Genomic DNA, 14,129 nt, shown 5'->3' on the forward strand with positions numbered 1-14,129 from the left:
CGTTACTTGGCCAGCAGGGGCTTCACGCCGGTGCAGACGTTGTCCAGCACGCTCTTGACGTTCGCGTCGGGCTTCCACAGCGGGTCGAGCGACGCGCGGACGTTCTGCGCGATCTCGGCCGAGCCGGTGTGGCTGGGCTTGACCACGCCGGTGGAGATGCCGTCGATGACGACCGACTGCAGCTGCGCGGGCTTGAGCAGCGGGTTGGTCTTGGCCATGGTCTCGGCGTAGAGCTGGCTCTTGCGGGCCGGCGGGAAGTACTGCGCGAGCTTGCCGCTGTTGGCCGGGTTGGTGAAGAAGGTCAGGAAGTCCGCGGCCGTGCCGGCGTGCTTGCTCTTCTTGAGCACCCCGAGGCCGGCCTGGCCGACGACCGAGTACTTGCCCTTGGGCCCGGCCGGCAGGGGCACCAGGTCCCAGCCGAACTTGGCGTCCTTGAGCAGCGAGGCGCGCGAGATCTGGGTGACCGTCATCGCCGACTGCCCGGCGAAGAAGTCCGCGGCCACGCCCGGGCCGGGCATCGCCTTGTCGGTGAAGACGGCCTTGTGCAGGGCGGTCATCGCGTCGACCATCTCGGGGGCGTTGAACCCGCAGGTCTTGCCGTCGGCGCTCCAGGCCTGCGCGCCCCAGCCGGTCCAGACGGTCGAGAGGTTGCTCCAGGTCTTGTAGTCGAAGTCGCGGACCACGATCCCGGCGGTGCCGGTCCTCGCGTTGACCGCCGCGCCCTCGGCGAACGCCTTGTCCCAGGTCCAGGTGCCGGCGGTGACGAGGTCGGCCGGGTTGTCCTGCCCCGCCTGCTTGAGCAGGTCGGTGTTCACGAACATGCCGAACGGGGAGGTCGAGAACGGGTAGGCGTAGAGCTTCCCGCCGTTCTGCCACAGCTTCGTGGCGGCCGGGGCGAGGTCGTCGGCCTGCTCGATCTTGTCCAGCGGCAGCAGCGCGCCCGAGCCGACGAAGTCCGGCGCCGAGTCCTCGAGGATCCAGGCGAGGTCCGGCCCGTTGCCGCCGGCGATCTGGGTGGTGAGCGTGGTCGAGTACGACTCGAACGGCAGCGGGTCGAACTTCACGCTGACGTTCGGGTGGGCCGTCTTGTACTCGGCGGCGATGTCGTTGAACAGCTTGAGGTGGGCCTCGTTGGCCGACCAGACGGTCATGCGCAGCTCGACCGGGCCGGTCTCCTCGGCGGCGGGCGTGCTGCCCTTGCCGTCGCCACACGCGGCCAGGGCGAGCAGCGACAGGGCTGCTATCGCGACGCGGAACTTCATCGGGTTCTCCTTGATGGGGGTGTCAGTAGCCGGCGACGTCGGGCCAGGCCCGCTCGACCCCGTCGCGGTCGAGGCGGGCCTGGAACTCGGCGAGCAGGCCGGGGGTGTTGCGCACCGCGCGCGGGGAGCACGCGCGGTCCAGGCAGAACGCGGCCAGCGCACCGGCGGCCTCGCCCGCGTTCCACTCGACGGGGTGCAGGCGGTAGGCGCCGTTGGTGATGTGCGTCGTGCCGATGTTCTTGCCGGCGGCCAGGATGTTGTCCATCCGGCGCGGGATGAGCGCGCCGAGCGGGATCTGGAAGGGGCAGCAGCCGACGTCGATGTAGTGGTCGCCGCCGGTCGAGGGATGCAGGTCGATGCGGTACATCCCGACGCCGACCGAGTCGTGGTAGGCCACGGCCCCCTTGTCGCCGCGCACGGCGAGGGCCAGGTCCTGCTCGACGACCGTGGTCTCGGCGAGGATGCGCCGGGACTCGCGGATGTACGGCGCCTGGGCCAGCCCGTCGGCGCTGCCGGTCACGTCGCCGCGCAGCCGCAGGCCGGGGAAGCCCGTCCCGCCGTCGGGGCGCGGGGCCTCGGTCTGCAGCCAGTACAGCACCGAGAACGCCTGCTCCCGGGCCGCGGCCAGGTGCTTCGTGGCGTCGGGCACGTCGATGACCGGGTGCTCGAAGTAGTCCAGCATCGGCCAGTTGACCAGGCAGATGTCGGACTCGTAGGCGCCCGGCAGGAAGAGGTTGCGCGCGGCGATGCGCCGGAACGTCCACAGGTTGTGGTCGCCGGGGTTGCGGCGCTGGTCGGCGTCGACGGCGAGCGGGTCGTCGTCCGGGTTCGGGTCGAAGATCCGCTCGGTCGGCTCCAGCGTGCGCGGGCTCGGCGCGCGGAACGACAGCAGCGGGCCGCCCCAGAACGGCGGGGCGTAGTCGCGCCAGAAGTCGTAGCGGGCCGGGCGGTCGATGGTGTGGTCGCCGTCGACGTGGTCGACCGCGAAGCACACCGAGACGGCCTGCATGTTGGTCGGCTGGGCGGTCGCGGGGGCGCTCGGCTCGCCGGTGTCGGCCTGCGACTCGAAGCCGGTGACGTATTCGGTGCCGGTCAGCGGCAGCAGGTCGCCGGTCTCGGTGGCGTCGAGGACGTAGGCGGCGCTCACGTCGAGCGTCTCGCCCGTGTCGCGATGGCGCAGGGTCACCGCGGTGACCCGGTCGCCGTCGGTGGCCGCGGCCGCGGGCACGTACGGCTGCAGCACGGTCAGGGCACCCTTGCTGCGGTAGGGCATGAGCATCGCCTCGAGCACGGCCACCGCGACCCGGGGCTCGTGACAGAGCCGGCTCACGTACCCGGCGCCCGGGTTCAGGTCGCCCCAGGCGCGCGCCGCGGCGGTGAGCGGGTAGTGCCGCCGGTAGTACTCGCGGATCCCGTCCCGCAGGGCGCGGTAGCTGGCCGTGATGCCGAACCGCTCCACCCACGAGTGCTCGTCCGGCGGCACCGCCTGGCTGGTGAGCTGGCCGCCGATCCAGTCGTACTCCTCCGTGAGCACGACCCGCCGGCCCGCCCGCAGCGCCGCGAGCGCCGCGGCGACCCCGCCGAGACCGCCGCCGACGATCAGGACTTCAGTCTTCATGTCCAACTTTCCTTGAGGGTGGTGCCGGGGATGAGCTCGCAGGGCAGCAGCCGCTGCCGCTGGGTCTCCTGGCCGTCGATGAGCGCGGTGAGCACCTCGAGGGCCTGGGCCCCCATCGCTCGACGGGGTATCTCGAAACCGGTGAACTGCGTGCCGGTCGGGTCCGTCACGTGCCTGGTCGGCTGCCCGAGCGTGACGATGGACAGGTCGGGCCGCGCGCCGGACGGGGAGTTCACGCCGATGGCCGCGGCCAGGGCGACGCCGTCGCTGTGCTCCTCGGCGAACACCGCCGTCGCACCGCTGTTCAGCACCGCGCCGAGGTCGTCGGGCGGCAGGTGCAGCCCGGTGATCCCGGCCTCGGCCACGCCCCGGGCGAAGCCCGCCTTGCGGTCGGTGTGCGACTCCGGCCCCTCCCCCTGGCCGATGTACGCCAGGCGGGTGTGCCCGAGGCCGACCGCCTTTCGCACGAGGGCCTCCGTCGCCCCCGCGTAGTCGGCGCCGACGTACGGCACCGGCCCGCCGGCGTCGTCGCGCCGGCCGACGGAGACGAACGGGAACCCGTCCGCGACCAGCCGGGCCAGCTCGTCACGGTCGAGCACGCGACCGATCAGGATGCAGCCGTCGGCCAGCCGCAGCCGGTTGCCCTCGTGGAAGATGCGCCGGCGCCCGTCCACCACCGGGGCGCTGGTCAGCAGGAGCAGGTCGCTGCCCAGGGCCTCGGCCCGCTCCTCGATGCCGACCAGGAACGGGTGGTAGAAGTCGCTGTTGCCGGCCGGGAAGACCGGCTCGTAGGTGAACACGCCGATGATCCGGTTGTCCCGCGCGGCGAGCCGGCGGGCGATCGGGTCGGCGACGTAGCCGCTGTCCCGGATCGCCTGCAGCACCCGCTCACGGGTCTCCGGCGCGATACGCACGTCGCCGTCGGAGCGCCCGTTGAGCACGAGCGACACCGTCGCCTGGCTGACGCCGGTCATGCGGGCGATGTCCCGCTGGGTCAGGCGCCGGGGAGTTGCGGTCACGTAGCCGTCCGATCTGTGCTAATGCGCATTATCAGCCGTTGGCCAGTGATCCTGAACCCTGTGACGAGGTTTCGTCAAGCCCGAACTCTCGCTGATAATTCGTATTAGCACCTTGACCGGGGGCGCGCGCCGGTCAGACACTCCCATCCATGAATCGCCGCCAACTGCTCAAGGGAGCGGCTCTGAGCACGGGCGCCGCCGCCATCGGCGCCCTGTCGCTGCGGGCAACAGCAGCGTCCGCCGCACCAGCCGGATTCCCCAACTACCAGTACATCGGCGTGCCGTTCAACAAGTCGGCACTGCGCTACAACCCGACCAACGAGCTCATCTTCCCGTGCATCCGGGGCGTGTACGACAAGATCACCGGCGGCCTCGGCCGCTACTACCTCTACTACGCGCCGCACGAGAAGCCGGGCGGCATCTGCCTGGCCTACGGCAACTCGCTCAGTGGCCCCTTCACCGAGTACGCGGCCAACCCGATCATCAGCAACACCTGGTCACCGTACTACTCGGTCACCCACGTGTCGTCGCCGCACGTGCTGTGGAGCGCGTCGAACAAGAAGTTCTACTGCTACTTCCACGGCGAGAACAACACGACCCGGATGGCCTGGTCGACCGACGGCATCCACTACACCTACTTCGGCGTGGTGCTGAGCACGTCGATGGTGCCCGGCACGACCGAGACCTCCTACGCCCGCGTCTTCGAGCACACCGTCACGGGCCTGGGCAACAAGTACGTCATGCTGTTCATGGGCGTCACGAGCGGCACCCGCAAGATCTTCTGGGGCTGGTCGTCGGACGCCAAGAGCTGGCAGTTCGATCCGACGCCGCTGGTCTACCCCGGCCCCGACGGCCAGAGCGACATCTCGGGCGCGCACCTGCTCAAGCGCAACGGCACCGCGTACGTCGTGTACCACGGCAACGGCGGGAACCAGTTCATCACCGAGGTCGGCAACGCCTTCGACCGCGAGGTGCACCTGGGCGTGTTCCACCCCGCGCTGTCGGGGGCGCCGGACAACGGGCGCAGCGCGGCCCCGTCGTTCGGCACCGACGGCGGCGTGGAGTACATGTTCTACGAGGCCGGCGCGCGCCTGTCCGCCACGATCGCGGTCGCCCGGGCGGTGTGAGCGATCGGATGCGCCCGCCCGGCCCCGGCTCCCGGCCGGGGAGCCGGGCGGGCGCTCATCCGCTCGCGGTCTGCATGTCGCGCGCGCGGTCGCGGTCGGGACGGAAGGTGCCGACGGTGTTGCCGTCCGGCGTCACGAGCTCGTAGCTGGACTCGGAGACCGGCTGCCAGGCGCCGACCAGGCCGCCCAGCGGCTCCGACACGACGATCCGGGTGGGCTCCGACACCCGCTGCAGCACCGGGTTCTCCGGGTACATGGTGCGCAGCGTGTCGACGGCGGTGCTGCAGTACAGCGAGCGGCTGACGTGCTCGCTGGAGTACCGGAACGCCCACAGCCGCTCGCCGTCGGTGGTGGCGACCGTCATCTGCACCGGGTGCTCGATGCCCTGCCGCATGCCCTCGTCCTCGATGAAGGCGACCATGCGCTCCACCGCGCCGACCGGGTCGCGGGGCAGGCCGAACGTCAGCGCCAGGTAGAACATGAGCTCGGAGTCGGTCGAGCCGCCGATGTACGGGTACAGCGTGGGCTCGACGGCGAGCGTGAGGGTGCGCTTGAGCGCGGTGTAGCCGCGGATGCGGCCGTTGTGCAGCCACAGCCAGCGGCCGTGGCGGAACGGATGGCAGTTCGTCTGCTGCACCGGGGTGCCGGTGCTCGCCCGGATGTGGGCCAGGAACAGCCCGCTGCGCACCGAGCGCGACAGCTCGCGCAGGTTGTCGTCGCCCCACGCCGGTCCGGTACCGCGGAACAGCGTCGGCTCGTCCTCGGCGCCCGGCGTGTACCAGCCGACGCCGAACCCGTCGCCGTTGGTGGTACCGACCCCCAGCCGGGAGTGCATGCTCTGGTCGATCAGCGAGTGCTCGGGCTTGTAGAGCAGCTCCTCAAGCGCGATCGGCGAGCCGGAATACGCGAGCCATCGGCACATCTCGCACCTCCTCACCCGATCCTCGGCCGCCCCGGCCCCGGCCCCACTCACCCGGCAGGAGTGAGCGGCGCCGGGCCCGCCGGACGGCGGGGCGCTCAGGGCATCACGGTGCAGGCCGGGTGCAGGCGCCGGGACGCGCCGACCTCGCGGACCGGGCCGACGACCGGGACGCGGACGGCCGTGTGGACGTCGGCGCTGGAACGGGCGACGAGCAGCTCGACGTCGCCCGGCTCCACGATGCGCCGCCCGTCACGGCCGGTGTAGGACAGCAGGTCCGCGTGCAGGGTCACCACCAGCGTGCGCGACTCGCCGGGCGCGAGGTCCACCCGCGGGGCCGCGAGCAGCTGGCGCACCGGGCGGGCGACCTGGGCCACGGGGTCGTGGGCGTAGACCTGCACGACGGTGCTGACCTCCCGCCCGGCCGGGTTGTGCAGCGGCACCGTCAGCTCGATCTCCCCGTCGGTGGCCCACCCGTCCGGCGAGTGCAGCGACACCGCGCCCCACTCCGCGTCGGCGTAGGCCAGGCCGTGGCCGAACGGGAAGAGCTGGCTCGGGTCCACGGTCGACACCTCGCTGCGCCGGCCCAGGGGCGCGGCGAGGTAGGTGGTGGGCTGGGACGCGCCGGCGCCCGGGAAGCCGACCGGGAGCCGGCCCGACGGGTTCACGCGGCCGCTGAGGACGCCGGCGAGCGCGGCGGCGCCCTCCTCGCCCGGGAAGAACGTGCACACCGCGGCGGCGAGCCGGTCGATCTGGCGGGACAGCTCGTAGGGGCGCCCGGCCAGCACGACGAGCACGACCGGGGTGCCGGTGGCCAGCAGCGCCTCGAGCAGCTCCTCCTGGCGGCCCGGCAGTCGCAGGTCGCGGGCGTCGCAGCCCTCGCCCGAGGTGCCGGTGCCGAACAGCCCGGCGAGGTCGCCGAGCACGGCCACGCACACGTCGGCCTCGGCGGCGACGGCGGCCGCCGCGGCGATGTCCTCGTCGGTGCCGCCGAGGACGGGGCAGCCCTGGGCGTACGACACCGGGAAGGCGAGGCCGAGCGCGTCCACGATGGACGGTGCCTCGACGCCGAGCTCCAGGCCCTCGTGGTGGATGCCCACGTGGCGCGGGAACGAGTAGCAGCCGAACAGCGCGTCGGGGCGGTGCGCGCCGGGGCCCACGACGGCCAGGCGGGTGCCGGGCGCCAGCGGCAGGGCGCCGGCGTCGTTGCGCAGCAGCACGATCGAGCGCTCGGCGAGGCGCCGCGCGATGTCGCGGGCCTCGGCATCGTCCAATGGGGACGGTGCGGCGAGGTAGGCGGGCTCGGCCGCGAAGTCCGCGTCGAGCAGGCCGAGCTCGCACTTCTGGCGCAGGATCCGCTCCACCGCGCGGTCGATGAGCGCCTCGCCGACGTCGCCGGCCTCGATGGCCTTGAGCAGGGGGCCGCCGTAGCAGTTCACACCGGGCAGCTCCACGTCGATGCCGGCCCGCAGCGCGGCGGCGGCGGCCTCGGCCCGGTCGGCCGCGACGCCGTGCAGCGACTCGAGGAACGCGATCGCGAAGTAGTCCGACACGACCGTGCCGTCGAAGCCCAGGCGATCGCGCAGCACCTCGGTGAGCAGCGTCGGGTCGGCGGCGACCGGCACCCCGTCGATGTCGGTGTAGTTGTTCATCACCGAGCGGGCCCCGGCCCGCAGCGCCATCTCGAACGGCGGCAGCAGCACGTCGGCGAGCTCGCGGGGGCCGATCGACACCGGGGCGAGGTTGCGCCCGGCGCGGGAGGCGGAGTAGCCGACGAAGTGCTTGAGGGTGGCCACGATCCCGGCGGACTGCAGCCCGCGCACGTAGGCGGCGCCGATGGTGCCGACGAGGTACGGGTCCTCGCCGATGGTCTCCTCGACGCGGCCCCAGCGCAGGTCGCGGGCCACGTCGAGGACCGGGGCGAGGCCCTGGTGGATGCCGAGGCGGCGCATGGTGGCCCCGATGTGCGCGCCCATCGCCTCGACCAGCCGCGGGTCGAAGCTCGCGCCCCAGGCCAGCGGCGTCGGGAAGATCGGCGCCCGCCAGGCGGCCAGGCCGCTCAGGCACTCCTCGTGCACGATCGCCGGGATGCCGAAGCGGCCGCCCGCGATGATCTGCCGCTGCAGGTCGGCGACGCGGCGGGCGCCGGCCTCGGGCTCGATCGGGGCGGAGCCGTAGAGCCGGGTCACCTGCCCGAGCCCGTGGCGGACCAGCTCCGGCCAGTCGATGGGGTCGGGGGCCTGGTCGTTCTGGTGCGGGGCGACCTCACCGGCCGTGTCGTCGACGTTGAGCCAGGCCCCGTACATCTGCGCCACCTTCTCGCGCAGGGACATCCGCGCCATGAGGTCGGCCACCCGCACGGCGACCGGCTCACCGGCGTCCCGAAAAGCTTCTGTCACGCTCGTCGCTCCGTTTCCAAGGCCGCGGTGGACTGGCGCACCACGAGACGCGTGGCCAGCCGGACGTGGGTGTTGTCCACGGGCTCGCCGTTCATGAGCTGGATCAGCAGGTCGATCGCCCGGTGCCCCATCTCGTGGATGGGCTGCTCCACGGTGGTCAGCGACGGGGTCGCCAGGGCGGCCTCGGGCACGTTGTCGAAGCCGACCACCGACAGGTCCTCCGGCACCCGCAGCCCCATCGCGACCGCGACCTCGATGGCCGCGATGGCCGAGGTGTCGTTCGCGGCGAAGAGCGCGGTCGGGCGGTCCGGGCGCTCCAGCAGCCGCCGGGCCGCGGCCGCGGCGTCGTCGGCGTCGTAGTTGCCGGGCTGGATGAGCCCCGGGTCGGGCGCGATGCCGGCCATGGCGAGCTCCTCGCGGTAGCCCTGTTCGCGCAGCTTGGCGGACTCGAGGTCCCCGCGGCCGCCGATGAGGGCGATGCGCCGGTGACCGAGCTCGACCAGGTGCCGCACGCCCATCCGGGCCCCGGCGAGGTTGTCCGAGTCCACGGTCGGCAGCCCGGTCGGCCCGGCGTGCGGGTCGACGGCGACCACGGCCTGCCCGAACTCGACCTCGACCACGGTCGGGGTGACCAGGATGGCGCCGTCGACCAGGGTGCCGGACAGGCGTGAAAGGTACCGCTGCTCCCAGCCGGCGTGATCGACCGTGCGCCCGCCGGCCGAGTACACGACCAGCTCGTACCCGGTGTCCTTGATCGCCTTGGCGGCGCCCTTGAGCAGCTCCGTGGAGAACGGCTCGAGGTCGGCCACGAGGATGCCGATCACGTTGGTCTTGTGGTTGCGCAGGCTCTGCGCGACCAGACTGGCCTCGTAGCCCAGCTCGCGGATGACCGCCTGGACGTGCGCGCTGGTCGCCGCGGACACCCCGTAGCGGGCGTTGAGGACCTTGGACACCGTCGCGACCGAGACGCCGGCGGTGGCCGCCACGTCTCGGATCGTGACTCGGGAACTGGGTTTCACGAGGGCACCATAGCGTCCGATAACGTTATCGACAACGATTGACAACGCTCGTAACAAAGGCGCAGACTCTGCGGTCATCGAGGGCCGAGCCCTGTAGCTCGCCCCTGCCCCCGTCAGGAGATGATCACTTTGAACGTCCGCCTGAGCACCCCACGGAGGCTGGCCGCGATCGCCGTCGCGTTGTCGATGGCGCTCCCCTCCCTGACCGCCTGCGGAGATGACAGCAAGGACACGCCGGCCGACGCCAACGCCCCGGTAACGCTCACCTGGTGGCACAACGGCCAGCAGGACCCGGCGCTCGGCGTCTGGCAGTCAGTCGCCGACCAATACCACAAGGACCACCCCAACGTGACGTTCAAGGTCGAGCCGGCCCAGAACGAGGCGTTGAAGACGAAGATCTCGGTGGCGCTGCAGTCGCCGAACCCGCCCAGCATCTTCCAGCAGTGGGGCGGCGGCGCCCTGGCCACGCAGGTCGAGTCCGGCAAGATCATGGACATGACCGAGCAGGTCAAGCCGTGGATCGGCGAGCTCGGCCAGGCCGCGACCGGCTGGCAGGTCGAGGGCAAGCAGTACGGCATCCCCTACGACCTGCACGTCGTGGGCTTCTGGTACCGCAAGGACCTCTTCGAGCAGGCCGGCATCACCGCGCCGCCGAAGACGATGACCGAGCTCAACGACGCGGTCACCAAGCTCAAGGCCAAGAACATCACGCCGATCTCGATCGGCAGCAAGGACAAGTGGCCGGACGCGTTCTGGTGGTCGTACTTCGCCATCCGCGAGTGCTCCACCGACACCGTCAAGGCCACGGTGAAGAACCTCAAGATGGACGACCCGTGCTGGGTCAAGGCCGGCGAGGACCTCAAGGCGTTCCTGGCCACCAACCCGTTCCAGAACGCGTTCCTGGGCACCCCGGCCCAGCAGGGCGCGGGCAGCTCGGCGGGGCTCGTCGCCAACGGCAAGGCCGCGATGGAGCTGCAGGGCGACTGGGAGCTGCCGACGATGATCCCGCTGACCGAGGACAAGCAGTTCGCCTCGAAGCTCAGCTGGTTCCCGTTCCCGACCATCGAGGGCGGCAAGGGCACGCCGGGCACCGCGCTCGGCGGCGGCGACGGCTTCTCCTGCGCGGTGAAGGCCGGGCCGGCGTGTGCGGACTTCCTGAAGTACATCGCCAGCACCGACGTGCAGACGAAGCTCGTGCAGACGAACACCGCGACGCTGCCGTCGAACCCGAAGGCCATCTCGGCGATCCAGGACCCGTCGCTCAAGACCGTCCAGGAGTACCTCAACTCGGCGCCGTACATCCAGGTGTACTTCGACCAGGCGCTGCCGACGAGCGTGGGCCAGGCGCTGAACGACGCGATCGCGGACTTCTTCGCCGGCAAGGGCTCGCCGCAGGCCATCGTGGACGCCTTCACCAAGGCGGTCGCGAACAAGTGACGCAATCGGGTGGTATCGCCGTGGCGGCGGCACCACCGGCCCGGGCCGGTCGCGCGGCGTCGCGACCGGCCCGCCGGCCGGGCGGGCGCCGGGCGAAGCGGCTCGAGCTCACGCTGCTGCTGACCCCGGCGCTGGTGCTGTTCGTCGGATTCGTGCTGCTGCCGATCGCGGCGGCCTTCTACTACAGCTTCTTCAAGTGGACCGGGTTCAGCCCGCGCACGTGGTTCGGGCTGGGCAACTACTCCCGGGTGCTGCAGAACGACGTCTTCCTGCACTCGCTGCTGCACAACATCATCATCGCCGTGCTGTCGGTGGTCATCCAGCTGCCGCTGTCGATCGGCATCGCGCTGCTGCTCAACGGCAAGATCCGCGGGCGGGCGGTGCTGCGGCTCATCGTGTTCGCGCCCTACGTGCTCTCCGAGGCCATCACGGCCGTGGTGTGGCTGCTCATGCTCCAGCCCGACGGGCTGGTCGACCAGATCTTCAAGGCGGTCGGGCTGGGCGGGATCATCCAGAACTGGCTGGCCGACAGCGACCTGGTGCTCTACACGCTGTTCGTGGTGATCACGTGGAAGTACCTCGGCTTCGGCATCATCCTGCTGCTGGCCGGCCTGCAGAGCATCCCGCCGGAGCTGCGGGAGGCGGCCGCGACCGACGGCGCCTCCTCCTGGCAGACCACGCGCAGCATCGTGCTGCCGCTGCTGGGCCCGACGATCCGGATCTGGATCTTCCTGTCCATCATCGGCTCGCTGCAGCTGTTCGACCTGGTCTGGATCATGACGCTGGGCGGTCCGGCGAACGCCTCCAGCACGATGGCCATCTACCTGCTCGACCGTGGGTTCAGCCGCTACGAGTTCGGCTACGGCAGCGCGGTCTCCATCGTGCTGTTCGTGGTGTGCTTCATCTTCGCGCTGATCTACCAGCGTTTCGCCCTGCGCCGCGACACCCAGGGCGCCCTGACCCGCATCGTGGAGTGAACGGCATGGCCAAGCGCACGATCACCTACCTCACGGCGCTGCTCGTCGTCGGGGTCACCCTGGTCCCGCTGCTGTTCACGATCCTCGGCGGCTTCCGCACCAACGCCCAGATCAACACCTCGCCGGCCGGCTGGCCGCACCCCTGGGTGCTGTCCAACTTCACCGACGTGCTGTCCTCGGCGGTGTTCTGGCGGGCCATGGGCAACAGCGCCTTCATCGCGGTCATCGCCACCGCGCTGGCCGTCGCGGCCGGCGCGACGGCGGCCTTCGCCCTGTCCCGCTACCAGTTCAGGGGGCGCGAGGGCCTCTACACGCTGTTCACGGTCGGGCTGCTGTTCCCGGTGACGGCGGCGGCGCTGCCGCTGTACCTGCTGCTGCGCCAGCTGGGCCTGCTCGAGCACGCGCTCGGCGTGGCCCTGCCGGAGGCGGCGTTCTCGCTGCCGATCACCATCGTGATCCTGCGCCCGTTCATGCACGCGATCCCGGGCGAGCTCGAGGACGCGGCGGCCATGGACGGGGCCGGTCGGCTGGGCTTCTTCTGGCGGATCCTGCTGCCGCTGAGCCGCCCGGCGCTCACCACGGTGGCCATCCTGGCCTTCGTGACGAGCTGGAACAGCTACCTGCTGCCGCTGCTGGTGCTGTCCGACCCGACGGACTTCACGCTGCCGCTGGGGGTGGCCGCGTTCCAGACGCAGTACACCCAGGACACCGCGCGCATCCTGGCGTACACGGCGGCCTCGATGATCCCGGCAATCGGCTTCTTCGTGTTCGCGGAACGGCGCATCGTGGGCGGCTTAACGGGTTCAGTAAAAGGCTGAAACATTGGCGGTTGTAAGTTTCAGCAATGGCTTCGAAGATACCGCCTTCGACCTGCTCGGGAGCCCTCCGACGTTTCTTTCCAGCGCCCTTTTCGGAATGCTGGAAGGGTCCGCGAATCAGCGGATTTCAAAACGTTTCGGAGGGCTCCCGCCATGATCAGAGCAAGGACCCGGGGCGCGATTGCGGTGACCGCTGGCGCGGCCGCGATCGCCGTGGTCGTGGGCCTCGCGAGCACCGCCCAGGCCGCCACCACGTTGGGCGCCTCGGCCGCGGACAAGGGGCGGTACTTCGGTACCGCCGTCGCCGCGTACAAGCTCAGCGACGCCACCTACAGCGGCATTCTCGACCGCGAGTTCAACATGATCACGCCCGAGAACGAGATGAAGTGGGACGCGACCGAGCCCACGCAGGGGCAGTTCAGCTACGGCAGCGCCGACCAGATCGTGGCGCACGCCAACGCCCACGGGCAGCGGATGCGCGGGCACGCCCTCGCCTGGCACCAGCAGCAGCCGTCGTGGGCGCAGAACCTGTCCGGCACCGCGCTGCGCAACGCGATGGTCAACCACATCACGAACGTCGCCGGGCACTACAAGGGCAAGATCTACGCCTGGGACGTGGTGAACGAGGCCTTCGCCGACGGCGGGGGCGGCGGGCGGCGCGACTCGAACCTGCAGCGCACCGGCAACGACTGGATCGAGGTCGCGTTCAGGACCGCGCGGGCCGCCGACCCGGGCGCGAAGCTGTGCTACAACGACTACAACACCGACGGCGTCAACGCCAAGAGCACCGCGGTGTACAACATGGTGGCCGACTTCAAGGCCCGCGGCGTGCCGATCGACTGCGTCGGCTTCCAGTCGCACATCAACTCCGCCTCCCCGCTGCCGTCGGACTACCAGGCCAACCTGCAGCGCTTCGCCGACCTCGGCGTCGACGTGCAGATCACCGAGCTGGACATCGCCGGCTCCGGCACCGCCCAGGCCAACTCCTACGCCAGCGTCGTGAAGGCCTGCCTGGCCGTGTCCCGCTGCACCGGCATCACCGTGTGGGGCATCCGCGACAGCGACTCGTGGCGCAGCGGCGACACCCCGCTGCTGTTCGACAACAACGGCAACAAGAAGGCGGCGTACACGTCCACACTGGACGCGCTGAACGCCGGCGGCACGTCCTCGCCGCCGCCGGTCTCCCAGAGCGCGTCGCCCTCGTCCTCGCCGTCGCCGTCCGTGTCGCCGTCGAACCCCGGCGGTGGCCCAGGCAACGGTTGCACCGCGACGACCTCGGTCAACCAGTGGCCGGGCGGCTTCGTCGTCACCGTCCGCGTCACCGCCGGCGCGGCCGCCATCAACGCCTGGAGCGTCGGGCTCACGCTGCCGGGCAGCGCCACCGTCACCAGCACCTGGAACGTCACCCGCTCCGGCAACACCTGGAGCAACGTCTCCTACAACGGGCACGTGAACGCGGGCCAGTACACCGAGTTCGGCATCCAGGGCACCGGCACCGCCGGCACCCTGACGCCCACCTGCTCGGGGAGCTGAC

At 71.1% G+C, this 14,129-nt stretch carries 11 protein-coding genes; 5 read left to right on the plus strand and 6 right to left on the minus strand.

Features of this window, described 5'->3' with window-relative positions; genetic code table 11:
• Positions 1-2 precede the first annotated feature (2 nt).
• Genes ACQP1P_RS30705 through ACQP1P_RS30715 form a run of 3 tightly spaced genes read right to left on the minus strand, consistent with a single transcriptional unit; the run spans position 3 to position 3,899 of the window.
• Positions 3-1,262: an ABC transporter substrate-binding protein gene (locus tag ACQP1P_RS30705; RefSeq protein ID WP_433076055.1), complete on the minus strand. Its 1,260-nt coding sequence runs from the start codon at positions 1,260-1,262 to the stop codon at positions 3-5.
• 22 nt (positions 1,263-1,284) lie between these two features.
• Positions 1,285-2,880, minus strand: a complete 1,596-nt coding sequence (locus tag ACQP1P_RS30710) for an FAD-dependent oxidoreductase (RefSeq protein ID WP_433076057.1) — start codon at positions 2,878-2,880, stop codon at positions 1,285-1,287.
• Positions 2,877-3,899, minus strand: a complete 1,023-nt coding sequence (locus ACQP1P_RS30715; protein ID WP_433076059.1) for a LacI family DNA-binding transcriptional regulator — start codon at positions 3,897-3,899, stop codon at positions 2,877-2,879. The genes ACQP1P_RS30710 and ACQP1P_RS30715 overlap by 4 nt, the downstream gene beginning before the upstream one ends.
• A 149-nt stretch (positions 3,900-4,048) precedes the next feature.
• On the opposite strand from ACQP1P_RS30715, the gene ACQP1P_RS30720 reads away from it, so the two are divergent.
• Positions 4,049-5,026 (plus strand): hypothetical protein, encoded by a 978-nt coding sequence (locus tag ACQP1P_RS30720; protein ID WP_433076061.1) that lies wholly within the window; start codon positions 4,049-4,051, stop codon positions 5,024-5,026.
• A gap of 55 nt (positions 5,027-5,081) precedes the next feature.
• Here the strand turns inward: ACQP1P_RS30720 and ACQP1P_RS30725 are convergent, their stop codons facing one another.
• The 3 genes from ACQP1P_RS30725 to ACQP1P_RS30735 all read right to left on the minus strand — a co-directional run bounded on the left by ACQP1P_RS30725 (position 5,082) and on the right by ACQP1P_RS30735 (position 9,330).
• Complete coding sequence (locus ACQP1P_RS30725; RefSeq protein ID WP_433076063.1) at positions 5,082-5,948, minus strand: class II glutamine amidotransferase; 867 nt, start codon at positions 5,946-5,948, stop codon at positions 5,082-5,084.
• A gap of 95 nt (positions 5,949-6,043) precedes the next feature.
• Positions 6,044-8,344: a beta-glucosidase family protein gene (locus ACQP1P_RS30730; protein WP_433076065.1), complete on the minus strand. Its 2,301-nt coding sequence runs from the start codon at positions 8,342-8,344 to the stop codon at positions 6,044-6,046.
• Complete coding sequence (locus tag ACQP1P_RS30735) at positions 8,341-9,330, minus strand: LacI family DNA-binding transcriptional regulator (RefSeq protein WP_433076067.1); 990 nt, start codon at positions 9,328-9,330, stop codon at positions 8,341-8,343. Before ACQP1P_RS30735 ends, ACQP1P_RS30730 begins: the two co-directional genes overlap by 4 nt.
• A 153-nt stretch (positions 9,331-9,483) precedes the next feature.
• Between ACQP1P_RS30735 and ACQP1P_RS30740 the strand changes: the two genes are divergently transcribed.
• The 4 genes from ACQP1P_RS30740 to ACQP1P_RS30755 all read left to right on the plus strand — a co-directional run bounded on the left by ACQP1P_RS30740 (position 9,484) and on the right by ACQP1P_RS30755 (position 14,128).
• Positions 9,484-10,800, plus strand: coding sequence for an ABC transporter substrate-binding protein (locus ACQP1P_RS30740; RefSeq protein ID WP_433076069.1), 1,317 nt, complete (start codon positions 9,484-9,486; stop codon positions 10,798-10,800).
• Positions 10,801-10,820: 20 nt separating this feature from the next.
• Positions 10,821-11,777, plus strand: a complete 957-nt coding sequence (locus tag ACQP1P_RS30745; protein WP_433076071.1) for a carbohydrate ABC transporter permease — start codon at positions 10,821-10,823, stop codon at positions 11,775-11,777.
• 5 nt (positions 11,778-11,782) lie between these two features.
• Positions 11,783-12,595 (plus strand): carbohydrate ABC transporter permease, encoded by an 813-nt coding sequence (locus ACQP1P_RS30750; protein WP_433076073.1) that lies wholly within the window; start codon positions 11,783-11,785, stop codon positions 12,593-12,595.
• Positions 12,596-12,748: 153 nt separating this feature from the next.
• Positions 12,749-14,128, plus strand: a complete 1,380-nt coding sequence (locus ACQP1P_RS30755) for an endo-1,4-beta-xylanase (RefSeq protein WP_433076075.1) — start codon at positions 12,749-12,751, stop codon at positions 14,126-14,128.
• The last annotated feature ends 1 nt before the right edge of the window (position 14,129 follow it).

The organism is Dactylosporangium sp. CA-052675 (genome assembly GCF_050947935.1).
Classification (GTDB): domain Bacteria; phylum Actinomycetota; class Actinomycetes; order Mycobacteriales; family Micromonosporaceae; genus Dactylosporangium.

Coding starts and splice junctions, on each gene's coding strand:
- ACQP1P_RS30710 (WP_433076057.1), bottom strand. CDS start 2,880: ATGAAGACTGAAGTCCTGATCGTCGGCGGCGGTCTCGGCGGGGTCGCC.
- ACQP1P_RS30725 (WP_433076063.1), bottom strand. CDS start 5,948: ATGTGCCGATGGCTCGCGTATTCCGGCTCGCCGATCGCGCTTGAGGAG.
- ACQP1P_RS30755 (WP_433076075.1), top strand. CDS start 12,749: ATGATCAGAGCAAGGACCCGGGGCGCGATTGCGGTGACCGCTGGCGCG.
- ACQP1P_RS30740 (WP_433076069.1), top strand. CDS start 9,484: ATGATCACTTTGAACGTCCGCCTGAGCACCCCACGGAGGCTGGCCGCG.
- ACQP1P_RS30720 (WP_433076061.1), top strand. CDS start 4,049: ATGAATCGCCGCCAACTGCTCAAGGGAGCGGCTCTGAGCACGGGCGCC.
- ACQP1P_RS30750 (WP_433076073.1), top strand. CDS start 11,783: ATGGCCAAGCGCACGATCACCTACCTCACGGCGCTGCTCGTCGTCGGG.
- ACQP1P_RS30705 (WP_433076055.1), bottom strand. CDS start 1,262: ATGAAGTTCCGCGTCGCGATAGCAGCCCTGTCGCTGCTCGCCCTGGCC.